General features: G+C 61.5%; 12 protein-coding genes, 1 tRNA gene and 1 pseudogene. 7 read left to right on the top strand and 7 right to left on the bottom strand.

Features of this window, described 5'->3' with window-relative positions; genetic code table 11:
* Nucleotides 1–170 precede the first annotated feature (170 nt).
* Nucleotides 171–1592, top strand: a complete 1422-nt coding sequence (locus AC07FD_RS31725) for an MFS transporter (protein WP_478353050.1) — start codon at nt 171–173, stop codon at nt 1590–1592.
* A gap of 21 nt (nt 1593–1613) precedes the next feature.
* Here the strand turns inward: AC07FD_RS31725 and AC07FD_RS31720 are convergent, their stop codons facing one another.
* Nucleotides 1614–2366: an RlmE family RNA methyltransferase gene (locus AC07FD_RS31720; protein WP_478353049.1), complete on the bottom strand. Its 753-nt coding sequence runs from the start codon at nt 2364–2366 to the stop codon at nt 1614–1616.
* Nucleotides 2367–2506: 140 nt separating this feature from the next.
* On the bottom strand, nt 2507–3856 hold the full coding sequence (locus AC07FD_RS31715) for a Ppx/GppA phosphatase family protein (protein ID WP_478353048.1): 1350 nt from the start codon (nt 3854–3856) through the stop codon (nt 2507–2509).
* Between the two features lie 379 nt (nt 3857–4235).
* On the opposite strand from AC07FD_RS31715, the gene AC07FD_RS31710 reads away from it, so the two are divergent.
* From AC07FD_RS31710 to AC07FD_RS31700, 3 genes are all read left to right on the top strand, one after another.
* Nucleotides 4236–5168 (top strand): lysylphosphatidylglycerol synthase domain-containing protein, encoded by a 933-nt coding sequence (locus AC07FD_RS31710; protein ID WP_478353047.1) that lies wholly within the window; start codon nt 4236–4238, stop codon nt 5166–5168.
* A gap of 172 nt (nt 5169–5340) precedes the next feature.
* Nucleotides 5341–5414, top strand: a tRNA-Gln gene (locus AC07FD_RS31705).
* Between the two features lie 684 nt (nt 5415–6098).
* Nucleotides 6099–6614, top strand: a complete 516-nt coding sequence (locus AC07FD_RS31700; protein WP_478353046.1) for a BA14K family protein — start codon at nt 6099–6101, stop codon at nt 6612–6614.
* 524 nt (nt 6615–7138) lie between these two features.
* Here the strand turns inward: AC07FD_RS31700 and AC07FD_RS31695 are convergent.
* The 4 genes from AC07FD_RS31695 to AC07FD_RS31680 all read right to left on the bottom strand — a co-directional run bounded on the left by AC07FD_RS31695 (nt 7139) and on the right by AC07FD_RS31680 (nt 10232).
* Nucleotides 7139–7594 (bottom strand): hypothetical protein, encoded by a 456-nt coding sequence (locus tag AC07FD_RS31695; RefSeq protein WP_478353045.1) that lies wholly within the window; start codon nt 7592–7594, stop codon nt 7139–7141.
* 109 nt (nt 7595–7703) lie between these two features.
* Nucleotides 7704–7967: a hypothetical protein gene (locus AC07FD_RS31690; RefSeq protein ID WP_478353044.1), complete on the bottom strand. Its 264-nt coding sequence runs from the start codon at nt 7965–7967 to the stop codon at nt 7704–7706.
* 34 nt (nt 7968–8001) lie between these two features.
* On the bottom strand, nt 8002–8277 hold the full coding sequence (locus AC07FD_RS31685) for a hypothetical protein (protein ID WP_478353043.1): 276 nt from the start codon (nt 8275–8277) through the stop codon (nt 8002–8004).
* A 173-nt stretch (nt 8278–8450) separates the two neighbouring features.
* Nucleotides 8451–10232, bottom strand: a complete 1782-nt coding sequence (locus AC07FD_RS31680; protein ID WP_245331134.1) for a B12-binding domain-containing radical SAM protein — start codon at nt 10230–10232, stop codon at nt 8451–8453.
* Between the two features lie 845 nt (nt 10233–11077).
* On the opposite strand from AC07FD_RS31680, the gene AC07FD_RS31675 reads away from it, so the two are divergent.
* Nucleotides 11078–11548 (top strand): nucleoside deaminase, encoded by a 471-nt coding sequence (locus AC07FD_RS31675; protein ID WP_095085817.1) that lies wholly within the window; start codon nt 11078–11080, stop codon nt 11546–11548.
* A 75-nt stretch (nt 11549–11623) separates the two neighbouring features.
* Nucleotides 11624–13307, top strand: a pseudogene (locus AC07FD_RS31670) (hypothetical protein).
* A 9-nt stretch (nt 13308–13316) separates the two neighbouring features.
* Here AC07FD_RS31670 and AC07FD_RS31665 read toward each other — a convergent pair.
* A complete protein-coding gene (locus tag AC07FD_RS31665; RefSeq protein ID WP_478353042.1) occupies nt 13317–14003 on the bottom strand; it encodes a D-lyxose/D-mannose family sugar isomerase in 687 nt (228 codons plus the stop codon).
* 190 nt (nt 14004–14193) lie between these two features.
* On the opposite strand from AC07FD_RS31665, the gene AC07FD_RS31660 reads away from it, so the two are divergent.
* Nucleotides 14194–15252: a D-TA family PLP-dependent enzyme gene (locus tag AC07FD_RS31660; RefSeq protein ID WP_478353041.1), complete on the top strand. Its 1059-nt coding sequence runs from the start codon at nt 14194–14196 to the stop codon at nt 15250–15252.
* Nucleotides 15253–15336: the final 84 nt, after the last annotated feature.

Here is a 15336-nt window from a genome sequence, read left to right as displayed (position 1 = left end):
CGTAAAGGTGACGTGACGCCGAACGGACGTCATCTGTGGTTGCGGTCGCACAAAAGTGACAGCAAATTAATGCGACATCCGCCCCAAGCCGTGATAACCGCCCTTCGTGTCGGCTCGCCCCCAAGGTCGGCAAGCAATTGACGACGAAACATTCAGTTCGGACGCGTTCCTTGAACCGCACCATTCCGCTCATCCTGGCGGTCGCACTTTTCATGGAGAACATGGATTCGACCGTCATCGCGACATCGCTGCCGGCGATCGCCATTGACATCCATACCAGCCCGATCGCGCTCAAGCTGGCGCTGACCGCCTATCTGGTGTCGCTGGCGATCTTCATTCCGATCAGTGGCTGGATGGCCGACCGCTTCGGCGCCAAGAATGTCTTTCGTGCCGCAATCGCGGTCTTCATCGTCGGCTCGATCGCCTGCGCCCTTTCCGGTTCGCTGCCGGCTTTCGTGGTGTCACGTTTCCTGCAAGGCATTGGCGGCGCCATGATGACACCGGTCGGGCGACTGGTGCTGGTGCGCGCGACACCGAAAAGTGAACTGGTCGCGGCTATGTCCTGGCTGACCGTTCCGGCGCTGGTCGGGCCGCTGGTCGGACCGCCGATCGGCGGCTTCATCACCACCTATTTCACCTGGCACTGGATCTTCCTGATCAATGTGCCGATAGGCCTGATCGGCATCTGGCTGGCGACGCGTTTCCTTCCGCGGACCGAACCGACGCAGAACCCGCCGCTTGATTTCATCGGTTTCGTGCTGAGCGGGCTGGCGGCATCCGGCGTGGTGTTCGGCCTGTCGGTGGTCAGCCTTCCGTACTTGCCGCCGCTCGTCGGCATCATCACGGTAGGGGTCGGCCTGGCGTCGGGGGCGCTCTATTTGCTGCATGCGCGCCGCGCCAAAAACCCGCTGCTGGCGCTAGAACTGTTCCGCAACCAGGTGTTCCGTTCCTCTGTGCTTGGCGGCTCGTTGTTCCGCATCGGCATCGGCGCCGTGCCGTTCCTGCTGCCGTTGATGTTCCAGATCGGCTTCGGACTGACGCCCTTTCAGTCGGGCATGATCACCTTCGTCTCGGCGATCGGCGCCATCGGAATGAAATTCGTCACCGCGCTGATCTTCCGCGTCGCCGGCTTCCGCCGCGTGCTGGTGGTGGGCTCACTGGTCGCAGCAGCGTCGATTGCCATCAACGGGCTGTTCACACCCGACACGTCCTATCTGCTGATGCTGGCCATGCTTTTGGTCGGCGGCTTCATCCGCTCGATGTTCTTCACTGGCGTCAATGCGCTTGCCTATGCCGAGGTTTCAGCTGAAGACACCAGCAAGGCGACGCCGATTACCGCTGTCTTCCAGCAGCTTTCGATCGCGCTCGGCGTGGCGCTGGCCGGCGGCATCCTGGAAGTTTCGACGTCAATCCATGGCGGTCCGCTGTCGCTGGACGACTTCCACAGCGCCTTCTTCATCGTCGCGGCTGTATCGGCCGCGGCAGCGCTGTCGTTCGTGCGGCTGGCGCCCGATGCCGGCAACGCCATCTCCGGCCATGGCCGGCTGAGCACGCCCAAGACGCTGGAACCGGTGAGCCCGCCTGGCAATTGATGCCGGCCCGGAAGGCAGCCGTCAGCCTTCGGACTGCTCCTGCTCAGCGCTTTCAACCTGGGCACCATCCGGCGCCGTGCGTCCCTTGAAATCCTTGGCCAACAGATAAAGCTCGACCGATTCGTCGCGCGACGCCGGCGGCTTGACGTGATGGACCGAGCGGAAATTACGCTTGAGCATGGAGAGCAGTTCGTTTTCGGCGCCGCCCTGGAAGGTCTTGGCGAGGAAATGCCCGCCCGGCTTCAGGACCGACAGCGCGAAATCGGCCGCCACCTCGCACAGATGCATGGTGCGGATATGGTCGGTCCTCTTGTGGCCGGTGGTGGGTGCCGCCATGTCGGACAGCACGACATCCGGGTCGCCGCCCAGCGCCTCGGCCAGCTTCTGCGGTGCCAGCGGATCGAGGAAATCCATCAACAGCACCGGCGCACCGGGCACGGCATCCATTTCCAGATAGTCGATGCCGACGACATGCGGCTTGTCGGCCGTCGATTTCGTGCGCGCCGCGGCAACCTGGCACCAGCCGCCGGGGGCAGCACCCAGATCGATCACCTTCATACCGGGTTTCAGCAGATGATGCTTGTCGTCGATCTCGATCAGCTTGTAGGCCGCGCGCGAGCGGTAGCCATCCGCCTTGGAGCGCTGGACATAGGGATCGTTGATGTGGCGCTGCAGCCAGCGACGCGACGATTCCTTCAGGCCGCTCTTCTTCTTGATCCGCGTCTTCAGCACGCGAATGCTCGCAGACCCTGGTTTTTCCGGTTTCTTGGTCATTGCCTAATTTCTTGCCTGAGCATGGCCTTTTCCGAAAACCGGGCGCCACTTTTCGCTGACGCGGTCCTTCGGTTCGGGATCATGCTCGCCTTCTTGCCTGAGCATGATCTGTTCCGAAAACCGGTCGCCACTTTTCGGGATCATGCTCTGCCACGTCCATCGTTGCGCCAGACGCCGTCATCGGCCATCAACTCGCTCAATATGCCCTCGCGCAGGCCACGGTCGGCGACGCGCAGCCGATCCGACGGCCATACCGCGCGGATCGCTTCGAGGATAGCACAGCCGGCCAGCACCAAATCGGCGCGATCAGCCCCGATGCAAGGGTTGGCGCAGCGCTGCTGGAAATCCCAGCCGACCAGCTTTTCGACCATGCGGTCGACGCTGTCGCGGTCCATCCACAGCCCGTCGACCCGTCGGCGGTCGTAGCGTTCGAGGTCAAGGTGGACGCCGGCCAGAGTCGTCACAGTGCCCGACGTGCCGAGCAGATGGAAATTCGGGCTGGCCTTGAGATGGCTTAAGCGGTCGCGGCCGTCGAAGCTGGCCAACCGGTTGGCGACGTCGTCGACCATGGCGGCAAAGATCTCGCGTGTCACTGTGCGGCCGCCGAAACGCTCGGCCAGCGACACGACGCCGACCGGCAGCGACGTCCACGACACGATATGGTGAGCGAGCCGCGGCGAACGGCGGCCGCTGAGGTCGATCAGCGCGATTTCGGACGAACCACCGCCAATGTCGAACAGGACGACGCCTTGCGTGTCGCGCTCGACCAGCGAACCGCAGCCGGAAACCGCGAGCCGCGCTTCGGTCTGGCGATCGATGATCTCGAGCTTCAGGCCGGCCTCGCGCTCGACGCGGTCGAGGAATTCGACGCCGTTTTCAGCCGAGCGGCAGGCTTCGGTAGCGATCAGCCGGGCTTTTCTGATCTTGCGGTTGCGCAATTTGTCGCCGCAGATCTTCAGCGCCTCGACTGCGCGGTCCATCGCCGGCTGGCCGAGCCGGCCGTTGGCTGTGAGCCCCTCGCCCAGCCTGACGATGCGCGAAAAGGCATCGATGACCCGGAACTGGCCATGCCGCGTCGGCACGGCAACCAGCAACCGGCAATTGTTGGTGCCGAGGTCGAGAGCCGCAAACACCGGAAGCTCCTGCAGCGGCGACCGGTGGGCGCCCGGTTCGTGCCGTGCTGGCGCAACGGCGGGCAAGACCACCGAATTGGGAAGTTTTGTCGCTTCGGCTGCAGAAGGGGCGTGGCCGGGCACAGGCGATCGATTCGTTGTGGAATGCGCCTCGTCGCGCGCGAAAACCTTGCGCCCGCGCCTTCGCTTGCGCCGCTTCTTGGGCTTGCCCTTCTGGTTATGGGTTGCGTTGCCCGCCTGCCCGTCGGCGGAGCGGGACTCCGTCGGGCGGCTTTGCCGCCATGAGCCTGCTGGCCCTGGGGAAGCGCTGGACGCACCCACCTCCGGCGCGCCGGCGCCGGTGTCGCGGTCTTCCACTGTCGTTCCTTCCGGCGCCGCGCGAACCGATGACGGACGCAGCAGGCGCTTTGACGTGTTTTAAGTTGCCGCCAGACTAACAGTGCCGCGCCCGATCACCAAGAGCCGCGCGCTCAATTTTGCCGGCTCGGCGCGTGAACCGCCATTGAGGCCGTGCCACGCAATGTACCCGTAAGCCTCGATTGGTAGGCGCAATGCCGGCTGGCGTCCCGTTGGGCCGCCCTCGACGCAGACAATTCCTGCCGGCTGCCGCAACGCAAAGCGTTCGCGGTTGAATAGCCGGCTTCAATGAGGCATTTCTGAAATGAGCGTAGGAATCCGGCGCAACCGGCCTCTCGACAGCAAAGGAAGCGGACCCGCAACGCATGGCAATCAGGCAATGAACTGGAGACGCTATTTCTGGCCGGTCGTCGGCATTGCGGCGGTGATTTTCTCGCTGCTCCTGCTCTGGCACGAACTGCGCGGCATCTCGCTCGACGATGTCTGGGGCGGCATATCGGCGATTCCGGCTCGCCGCTGGATTCTCGCAGCGCTGTGTTCGGTCGTCGCCTATGCCTCGCTCGCCGGCTACGACCACATCGCGCTCTTGCATATCGGCAAGAAAGTGTCGTGGCTGTTCGTCACGCTCTGTTCCTTCACCACCTATGCGCTGTCGCACAACATCGGCGGGTCGGTGTTCTCCGGCGCCGTCATCCGCTACCGCGCCTATGGCACCAGGGGCCTCACCGGCCAGGATGTCGGCGTGCTGGTGGCGATCTGCTGGATCACCTTCGTGCTGTCGACGATTCTCGCCTCCGGCCTCGTATTGGTCTTCGAGCCTGAGATTCTCGACCGGTTTTCCGGCATCGCCCATCACGGTCTGTCGGAAGCGGCGGGGATCGTGATGCTGCTGCTCGTTGCCGCCTACATATTCGGCAGCTGGCTGCATCTGCGCCCACTGAAGATCGCCAGCTTCCAGTTGCACTATCCGGCGCTGCCGATCGTCGCGCGACAATTGCTGATCGGCCCGGTCGAACTGCTGGCGGCGACCGCAATCATCTTCTTTGCCCTGCCATCTATCCACAATCCCGGCTATTTTGTCGTCCTCGGGGTTTTCCTGGTCTCGTTCTCGATCGCGCAGATCTCGCATGCGCCGGGCGGGCTCGGCGTGTTCGAAGTCGTGTTCCTGGCGGGGCTGTCCGACATGGATCCGGTCGGCGTGCTGGCAGCACTGCTGGTGTTCAGACTGTTCTACCTGATCATCCCGCTGATTCTGGGCCTTGGTATCGTGCTGTTCTTCGAACGGTCGCAGTTCAGCCGCAGCGAGAGCTGAGGCGCAGGGTTGGACTCCGGGCCGGCGCGAAGCCTGAACATGACATCTGAAACCACCTGACGAAACCTGCCATTGAACCGCTCAGCAGGCTTGACTATTTTCCGCTGGCGGCTACAAGGCAGCGCTCAAGCGGCTTGGCCGCTCGGCCCGCACGGTTCATGACCGCGCTTGCTGGGGAATAGGTTAACGGTAGACCCACGGACTCTGACTCCGTTAGTCCTGGTTCGAATCCAGGTTCCCCAGCCAACCAATTTCAAACACTTAGCTGCCAAACGCCCCAAAAATCATGTTGCTAGGCCCGTGTAGCGTTAGCAACCTAAGCCATTGATTTGTAACGATTGGTAATGGTTGCGGGAATCGCGATAGCAACATGGATAGCAACATGGCGGCATGAAACCCCATCGAAGCGGGGGCTAAACCTAAACCTTCGTTTAGGCAGCAAGACCTTCGCACAATTGCGGCGACGTACTGCAGCCGGTACTTTACTAGCTATCGGCCATCTACTCCTCCCAAGATGCGATGCCGGTACCCAGCTAACTCCTCCCCCGAGGTTAGCTCAAATAAACCCGCTGCCATTCCCCCCTTCGGCAGCGGGTTTTTCGTCTGCGACCACCACAACAAAAAGCCCGCCGAAGCGGGCCTTCTGTCGGTAGCAGTTTTGCGACCTCGGTCCAAATTGGCAGCAACGCCCTGGCTCTCACCATCAGCCTTGGCGGCAGGTTCGCCGCGGGCATCGTGTTCGGCCTGGGTGTCGCCGTCGGCTTGGCGCTGGCGGGCTGACGTGACGTCCTGCTGAAATCCGTCCGAGGTTTAGGCTTGTCAGCAGCTTGTGACGAGCAGCCTGGCGCGGCTCATCAGTCTGGAACTATTTCGCAACGACGACGTTTGGTGGATAGCCAGAAATAGTGCCCAATCAGCGAGGACTTGATCATGAAGTTCCTGACCGGCATGGCCGCCGCCTTGATATCAGCGTTAGCGCTAACGAGCGCTGTTCCAGTTGATGCCGCACCAATTTTCGTTCCTCAGGCGCAAAGCGCGCAGCCCCACGTTTTCCAAGTTCGGGGCGCCAGATGGCGCAACAATCATTGGGGAGGCGGCAATTATGGGCGATACAGAGGTGGCTACTATGGCCACCGCTACTATCGGCGTGGATATGACGGCTACAATGACTTCTTTCCGGGAGGACTTGTCGCAGGAGCCCTGATCGGAAGCATGTTCAACAACGGCTACTACGGTGGCGGCTACTACGATGGCGGGTATTATCCCGACCCGTATTACGGCGGTGGCTATTACCGCCCGGTGTATTATCACAGGCACTACTACCATAGGCATTATTACCACCGCAGGTACCATCACTACAGGTACTATCATCACAGGTACTACTATAACTATAGGCACTACTACCACCACAGGTATTACCATCGTAGGCACTACTACCGCTACTGAAATAGCGCACGCTGCCCGCATCTAGCCCGCTGCCTCACGGGGGGGTGGCGGGCTTTTCGGTTCGCCTGTTGAGATACGGGAGTTCTTACGCTCCGCTTGGCACGATGTTCTCAGTCGAGCGCGCCCTGGCAGGCTGATGCTGAGGAAATCAGTGCCCCTAGCGTAGCGCCTCAGATGTTCCTCTCGATATGAGCCTCGATCGGATTTGGCGTCGATAGCTCAAATCTTTTAGCTGCCATGAATGTCAGCACGATAGCGGCAGCTATCGATGCAATCACGGTGGCGGTGCGGGCTAGGCTTCTCACCATCTTCACTCAACAAAGCCTACCGCCTCTTCACCTTCGGCGTGATCTCTTCTACCCGCACTTTGTCGCCAATCTCTTTGGCTAAAGCGAACGCCTTTTCCTTGTCCTGGTCGTCAACACCGTGCGCCAATGCGGCTTTTCGAAAACGCTCACGATATAGGTGGTGACGGGTTTATCTGTCATGCGGCTAATATAACTGACCAGGCTAAAAGCGGCTAGCTATCCTCCCGACATCGGTGCCGCGTGCGGTCTTTCGTATTCCGCTGGTCGATCGTTGAGCAGGTTGAGCGCCCTACGCATATCGCGATGCGACTGGTCGATCGAATCCCAATGCGGCCGGAACGGCTTGAGTGAGAGTTGAGCCGCCCGCAGTTCGACCTCTAGTCGGAAAGCTTGCCGCTCAATGAGATCGTGGTAGTAGTGCCGGTGATAATACCTGTGGTGATATCGGTAGTGCGGGCGATATTGAGCCTCGTAATATGTATCTCCGTAGTAATCTCTGCTGTAATAGTGGCGATAGGGGGAGGGAAATCCTTCGAAGCCACCAAAGTAGCCACCGTTGTAGCCCCCGAAGGGCGAGAAGAGAAATTGCGCCTGCGTCGGTGAAGTGACGGCGGCTGTGGTGGCGAATGCGAGCACGGATGCGAGTATCAGCTTCCTCGCGGTTACCTCCATCGGTTCGATCGTGAATAACGCAAACGCCGGCCGACTCGTTCCTTTGCGCTTTATGCAAAAATCCCGCCACAAGAGGCAGCGGGCCGATATCGTTTCGTGTGTGGAATGATTACAGCCCTTGCCTGCCGGATATGAAGCCGGGGAGGTCATAGTCGGTCGAGTCACGCTCCCGCTCGTCATTGCCTTCGCGATCATCCACGGGCTCGTTCGGGCCGCACCCTCGCCCATGGCCTGTCCAGCCTGGATCGGGCTCGCCTTCGGGGTGGTTCCATGTGTTCGTCTCGACCTTGCCGGCGAGACGCTGGTCGACATGTTCAGGCCAGCCCAATTCATACTCGTCATCCTCTCGGCCGTCATGGGGCTCGTCGAGCACGTCGCCGCCATGCTCATTTTCGACTTCGCAATCGTCACGGCCTGGGGATGTCGCCCGATCGCCTGCCCGGTGCGCTTGGGAGTTGTTTCCGTAGCGCTGGACCGTGAGTTCTCCCGATCGTCCCCATGGGCTTTCCCGCGACGATGGGTGACGTTCTGCTGCCCCAAGCATGGGCTCCCTCGCTGTCCGGCTCATGGTCGCTGTTGTCCTGGTCCAGATGATCGAGGCAGCCGAGCGACGGCTCGTCGTCTGCCGTTTCCTCCAGATCGCAATCGGACTCCATGAGATCCAGCGCGGTGATCAGCGACATTGCGCGGTCCAGGTGGTCATTGAGACGCTTCTGGACAGACTGTTGGCGCGCTGCGGCGAGCTGTGGCCTCCGATCGAGCGCATCCGCGCCCTTGCCGGTCTCGATCTCGGCGAACTCGCCGACGATCGCGATGCCCTCGGCTTCGGCAAAGCGGGCTTCTCCAAGCCTCGCTGTCAGGCGGCTTTAATGCCCCTCGTCAATCCCGCGACCTTCTTGATGTGCGTTACCGCCGCGTCGCCGCCAGCGGTCTTTGTGAAAAGATCAAGTGTCTCGTCGCCGTCATCACCGACCGGCATGAGCGCCTGATCCATGTAATCCTTTGATGCAGAATTTCGCGAGATCGCACGTGCCGCTACCATAAGACGCACAATTGTGTTGGCGAGGACGGCGTGTTTCCGAAGAGTTTCCCATACGAATCGAGGCCAGAAGTACCAAGGGTTTTCGCGGGGCATGCCGGGGCGCCGCTCCGACGGCCGCTTGAGGCGCAGAAGACCAGTCTGCAACGGATGCACCTTCTCAAGAGGCACTACGGTTGAGAACGTCACGAGGAGCTTGACCAGACTGCCGAGTGGAACGCCAGTCGCGACCGCACGGCGCAACAGCGTACGCATATGCTTGGGCGTGTAGTAGAGCGACCATGCTTCCTGGTAGATGCTCTCCCATTCCTGGCTGGTCATTCTCGGATGTGCTGTGCAGACATGCTCAAGGTCGTAGACGTTGAGATCGGAGTCCATCTCGACCCGCTTCCTCCAAAGGCCCTGGTGGTCCTCCGACCCCGGCAGCGGCGTCAGGTTAAAAAACTCTATTATGTCGAGAGGGAGCTCTTCCTGTATGATCGCGATATCGCGTCTGATCGTCTCGGGCGTGTCCGACGGAAAGCCGAGAATATAGCCCGCCAAAGTCATGATGCCCTGTGCCTTCCAGGCGAGTAGCATCTTACGGTATTCGGTAATCTTGTTCTGCCGCTTTTTGGCCGCAGCGAGATTGTCCGGATTGACGTTCTCCAAGCCAATGAAGACGCGCGTAACACCAGCTCGTTTCGCCTTCTCCACGAAGTTCTCGATCTTGTGGCACAGCGTGTCCACCTGGATCATGAGGCCGAGAGGGATGCCGTCCTTCTCACGCAACGAGATAAGGCGGTCGAAAATCGCTTCCCATTCCCTGTTGCGCGCGAAATTGTCGTCAGTGATGAAGAACTTGTGGACCCCGTGCGTCCAGTTCATCCGCACCAGCTTCTCCACGTCATCTGCGGAGCGGAAGCGTGATTTTCGACCTTGCACATTGATGATGGTGCAGAACGAGCATTGATAGGGGCAGCCGCGACCCGCATCGAAACTCGTGCTGAGGCCCATAGTGTGTTCGACGTACTGTTTAGGAAGGAACGGTACCGGCGAGCCCTCAATGCCGGGCATGTCCTTCAGGAAATCGTATAGCGGCGCGAGCTGGCCTGATGCAGCGTCGCGCAGTACCGCTTCGAATCTGCCTTCGGCCTCGCCTGCAAACATGGAAATGCCCATTTCTCGACAAGCGTCGAGTTCGACCGCGCTCCCGTCCAGCATGGCCAGGCATCCAGAGACATGGAAGCCACCCATCGCGACGGCCATTTTTGCGTCGCGGAAGGGTCGAGCAATATCGAGCGCGCGGGGATACTGATTGGACTGGACGCCAATCAGAGCGATCATTCCGAAATTGTCGTGCTGCCGGAGCTTCGCCAACAGCGCTGGAATATCGACCCGCGTGTTGGTCTCGTCGATCGCCATGATGTCGATGGCTACGTCTGAACCGAGGATTTCGCGATCCGCACAATCGGTAGCGATGCCATAGACAGCGGCGAGCGAATTCGACGGGATCATCGCTCGCCACCAGCGAATAACGTATCCGTCGTCGTCGTAGTGCGATGGCTTTATCAGGATGAGCTGGAAGCGTCGGCCCCCAGCTTTTGGAGAAGCGGACAAAACACGCACCCCTCGTATCAAAAGCCAAAGATAGCACGCAGGACTACGCCTGTCGCCCTGCGGGGTCATAATTAAAGTGACGGGCGAAGGTTGAGGAAGGGCCGGTAGGCCCTTCCTCAATGGCTCGAAGGTCGGTCGTTACTTTCATAATCCGCTGACGATTACCGACTTCGCCAGCCGTTATCCGATCGCCTGCGAGGCGCTCTTGACCACCAAGGAAGCCTATGCCTTCACCGTATTCCGATCTCGAGCATGTGCTGTCGCTGCATTCGAAACTGCACATCAGCAAGATGGCCGCTGTGCGCCGTTATGTCGGAGATGGTCGAGGCGGATGCCGACGACTGGCCAGGCTTGCAACGGTTCCTGCTTCACCTTTCGACTGAAAGCGACGCAGCCTGGGCGCATTCCAGCACTGCCCAGCGGCCGCCTGTTCATGTCGGCCAGAATGCCTGATCTGGGATCGCCTTTGCCTGATTGCTTCTTCTAAATTCCCTGTTTCCGAGAGCAGGGAATTTCTTCGCAACCCATTGCTCTCGCGCCGGAATTTGGCGTGACGATCGGTCTGCGAGGGCCAGAAGAAACCAAAATCCCTGTTTTTTTCCTGTACTTCAGGGAACCGAGACCAGAGACGGGTTCGCTTGAGACTGCCAACACAGCCAAACAATTTGCCAAGTTAAATTGGCTCGTTACCCAGGCCCGAGGCGATCGGCGCTCGCCTCCTCGGTCACCGGCCTTGGGGTAGGTGGACGCTCAAGCGGGGTTAGCTCTTGCTAATCGCGTCGCTTTGGCCGCAATCTCGGCTCGAAGAGCCGCTCATCGGATGTCGGCGTGATGGGGATTTTGCCATGACCCGAGATCAGATGCTCGCCCACCTCCGATCCGCAGACGCGGTCGCGCGCGAGGCGGCGGTGCATGGGCATCATCCGTTCGGTTGCGTGCTGGTCGGGCCGGACGATCACGTGCTGATGCGGCAGGGCAATCTCGACACGGTGCGCCATGCCGAGACCGAGCTCGCCCGGCGCGCCGCGGCGACCTACGAGCCGGAGTTCCTGTGGCAATGCACGCTGGTCTCGACCGGTGAGCCCTGCGCGATGTGCACCGGAACGCTCTACTGGGCGAATATCGGCCGGCTGGTCTACGGCTTCGAGGAGAGTAAGCTTCTGGCGCTCACCGGGAATCATGCGGACAACCCGACTATGAGCCTCTCATCGCGCACCGTACTCGACTCCGGCCAGAAAAAGATCGAGGTCTTTGGCCCCTTCCCCGAGATCGCGGACGAGCTGATCGCACCACACCGCGATTTCTGGAAGCGCTGACGCGGTGTCCAGCCCTCCGCCGGGGCGCTCTGTAAGCGCGCTCTGACCAAAGCGCTCGGAGAACTCGGGGGCTTAATGGATCGCTTTAACCTCGGCAGCTACCGCCGCCCCATCTCCACCCACTCGGCGGAAACCCAGCGCTGGTCCGATATCGGCCTGAACTGGTGCTACGGCTTCCCATGAGGAAGGCATCAAGTGTTTTGAGAAGGCACTCGCAACGGACCCTGATTGCCCGATGGTGCATTGGGGCATCGCCTATGCCGCCGGACCTTTCTACAATCTGACCTGGAAGGAGCATGGCGAGGCCGAGGCGAACAGCGCGACGAAGCGCTGCTTCGAACATGTTCAACTCGCACGCGCCAATGTGGCTTCCGCCAGCGAGGTCGAAAGGCGACTGATCGAGGCGCTGGCCTGCCGATTCCAAAAACCGCATCGGGTGACGCCCCCGGAATTCGAGCAGTGGGATGACACCTACGCCGCCGCGATGCGGCTGGTGTATCAAAGCTTTCTCGACGACTATGACGTGATGGCGCTGCTGGTCGAGGCGCTGATGATGCGCACGGTGCGGCGGTTGTGGAACCTCAAGACCGGTGCGCCCGCGCCGAACTCGGACGTGATCGAGGCGCTCGCGGTTTGCGAGCGGTCGATCCGGCTTGCCGACGAGGCCGGCATTTCACAGCATCCGGCGATCGTCCATCTGCACATCCATCTCCTGGAAATGTCCACCATGCCGGAACGCGGCATGCGATCGGCTGACCTGCTCGGCGAAATGTGCCCCGATGCCGGGCACATGAACCACATGCCGGGGCACATCTATGTGCTTTGCGGTGCGTACGAGAGGGCCAAGCTTGCAAGCGAGAAGGCGGTTCGCGCCAACGACCTCTATCTCGCCTATGCGGACGAGCCGACGTACTACCTGCTCGGCTGCTGCCACGACCTGCATCTGATGATGTTCACCTGCATGTTCCTCGGCCAGTCCAGACCGGCCCTGTGGGCCGCCGACAGAGTGCGCAGCCTGGTGACGCGCGACGTGGTCAGCCTTCCCGACCGGCCCAAGCTCACCCAGACGGTGGAAGGCTACCACGCGATGAAATCGCATGTTGAGGTGCGCTTCGGCCGCTGGCGGGAGATCATCGGCGAGCCGGTGACCCGGGAGCCCGGCCTCTATGTGCTGACGGCGGCCATGCAGCACTATGCCAAGGGTGTGGCGCACGCGACGCTGAAGAACTTCGCCGAGGCCGAGCGCGAGCGCGAAAAATTCCACCGGCATCTGGAAGGCATCCCTGCCGAACGGCGCTTCCTCAGCAACCCGACCCGCGCCTCGCTGGCTGTCGGCGCGGCTCTCCTCGATGGTGAGCTTGCCTATCACCAGGGCCGGCATGAGGTGGCGTATGGCCATCTGCGGCAAGCGGTCGAGCTTGACGACAATCTGTCCTACACCGAGCCGTGGGCGTGGATGCACCCGCCGCGCCATGCGCTGGCGGCGCTGCTTCTCGACCAGGGTCACGCCGAGGAAGCCGAGCAGGTCTATCGCGACGATCTGGGTCTGAGCGGCAAGGTGCAGCGCTGCGCCCAGCACCCGAACAATGTCTGGGCACTGCACGGGCTGGTGGAATGCCTGAAGCGGCGCGACGAGACCGAAGAACTGCCGGCGCTGCAGGCAAGCCTTGCCACGGCGCTGGCCAAGGCAGACGTGCCGATCAGTTCGTCCTGCCTGTGCAGGACGAGCGTGCAGTCAGCGCCCCGCTGCTGTCACTGAGCCCCGAAGCTACCCCAGCCACTTCTCATAGTCGGACACCAGCAGGTGCACCGGGGCGACGTCCTCGTCGATGTTGGAGAAACGGCCGATCTGCTCGCGGAACACATTGTCGGTGAGATCGTCATTGACGGTCGACACCTCGCCGATCAGCACATCCTTGCCCTCGGCCCAGAAGGCGTGCCAGACGCCGGGCAGCAGCGTGACGCTCTGGCCCGGGTCGAGCTTCAGGAACCCGCCCGCCGGCAGCCTGTGGATGGTTCCATCGACAGGCACCGACACCTCGGCCTTGGGATCGATACCACCGTCGCGATCGTGCATGAACAGTTCCAGCACCAGCTTGCCGCCGCCGCGGTTGATGATGTCCTCGGCCTTGATGTTGTGGCGGTGCATCGGCGACAGCTGGTCCTTGCGCGAGATCATGATCTTCTCGGCATAGAGCATGCCCATGCCCTTCTTCATGTCTTCGTAGCGGCCGTTGCGAACCGTGAACAGGAACAGGCCGAGTTCATCGAACTTCTCCTGCCCATAGTCGGTGATGTCCCAGCCAAGCCGTGAGGTGAAAACGGCCGAGGAATCGACCTGGCGCGCCTTTGCCTCCTGCGGCGACCAATAGGCGAAGGGCGGCATGATGTAGCCGAACGAGCGGATGAAAGCGTCGGCGTCGCGGATGATGTCGTTGATGGCGGAGCGTTTCATGATCATGGTCCTTCGTGTCGATTTTTCCGACAAATCGCATAGCGGAACGCCGATCCGGTGTCGATCCATCTTGCCGCCCTGCCCGTCCTTGCGACGTAAGCGCATGGACCACAGATCAGCTGCGCTGGCCGCGTGACATCACGGGCTTTCAGGATCATAAACCCTGCGGATTTCCATGGGATGACAGACGATGCCGACCATCCACGACCTCGATACGCCATCGATCCTGATCGACGCCGCGCGCGCCGAAGCCAACATTGCCCGCGCCCAGGCCCATGCCGACAAGAACGGGCTGAAGCTGCGGCCGCATATCAAGACGCACAAATTGCCCTATTGGGCGAAGAAGCAGGTCGCGGCCGGCGCCGTCGGCATCACCTGCCAGAAGATCGGCGAGGCCGAGGTGATGGCCGACGCTGGCCTGACCGATATTTTTCTCCCTTACAACATCCTCGGGCGGGCCAAGCTGGAACGGCTTCTGGCGCTGCATGGCCGGGTCACGCTGTCGGTGACGGCTGACAGCGTCGAGACGCTCGAGGGGCTGGCGGCCACCTTCACCGATGCCGGCCATCCTCTGCCGGTGCTGGTCGAGTTCGACACCGGCATGAGCCGCTGCGGCGTGCAGACGGCGGATGAAGCCGTTGCGCTGGCAAGGCAGATCGACAAGGCCGGCGGCCTTGCCTTCGGCGGGCTGATGACCTACCCGGCCGCCGGCCGCGCGGCGGAGGCCGAAGCGTGGCTTGCCGACGTCAGGCAGGCCTTGGCCGCTTCGGGCCTCGCCTGTGACCGCATCTCCAGCGGCGGCACGCCGGATATGTGGCGCTCCAACGAGGCATCGGTCGTCACCGAGTATCGCCCCGGCACCTACATCTATCTCGACCGCTACCAGGTCGCCAAAGGCGTCGGCACTCTCGACGATTGCGCGCTGACGGTGCTGTCGACGGTGGTCAGCCATCCGACAGCAACGCGCGCTATCCTCGATGCCGGCAGCAAGGCACTGTCCAGCGACACGCTGGGGCTCGCCGATTTCGGCGAACTGCTCGGCGTTTCGGGAGCGCGGGTGACCGGCTTGAGCGAGGAGCACGGCACGGTCACGCTTTCAGACCATGCCAAGCTGCGCATTGGCGAACGCGTCCGCGTCGTGCCCGACCATTGCTGCGTCGTCACCAACCTGTTCAACGAGGTCAATCTGATCGACGGCGACAAGGTGCTGGAGACACTGCCGGTGGCAGCGCGCGGACGAATGGGGTGACGAAGCGCCTTCCGTTCTCCCCTTGTGAGGGCGTTGCGCAGACGCTGGTGGAAGGCCTTGATGACAGGGTTGGAGCGACTGGCT

It is taken from the genome of Mesorhizobium waitakense (assembly GCF_056431085.1).
This window is presented reverse-complemented; position numbering and strand designations above follow the sequence as displayed.

What these genes read in the sequence shown, in the direction of transcription:
- AC07FD_RS31660 (WP_478353041.1), top strand. Translation starts at nt 14,194, where the DNA reads ATGCCGACCATCCACGACCTCGATACGCCATCGATCCTGATCGACGCC.
- AC07FD_RS31720 (WP_478353049.1), bottom strand. Translation starts at nt 2,366, where the DNA reads ATGACCAAGAAACCGGAAAAACCAGGGTCTGCGAGCATTCGCGTGCTG.
- AC07FD_RS31665 (WP_478353042.1), bottom strand. Translation starts at nt 14,003, where the DNA reads ATGAAACGCTCCGCCATCAACGACATCATCCGCGACGCCGACGCTTTC.
- AC07FD_RS31710 (WP_478353047.1), top strand. Translation starts at nt 4,236, where the DNA reads ATGAACTGGAGACGCTATTTCTGGCCGGTCGTCGGCATTGCGGCGGTG.
- AC07FD_RS31685 (WP_478353043.1), bottom strand. Translation starts at nt 8,277, where the DNA reads ATGTCGCTGATCACCGCGCTGGATCTCATGGAGTCCGATTGCGATCTG.
- AC07FD_RS31675 (WP_095085817.1), top strand. Translation starts at nt 11,078, where the DNA reads ATGACCCGAGATCAGATGCTCGCCCACCTCCGATCCGCAGACGCGGTC.
- AC07FD_RS31700 (WP_478353046.1), top strand. Translation starts at nt 6,099, where the DNA reads ATGAAGTTCCTGACCGGCATGGCCGCCGCCTTGATATCAGCGTTAGCG.
- AC07FD_RS31695 (WP_478353045.1), bottom strand. Translation starts at nt 7,594, where the DNA reads ATGGAGGTAACCGCGAGGAAGCTGATACTCGCATCCGTGCTCGCATTC.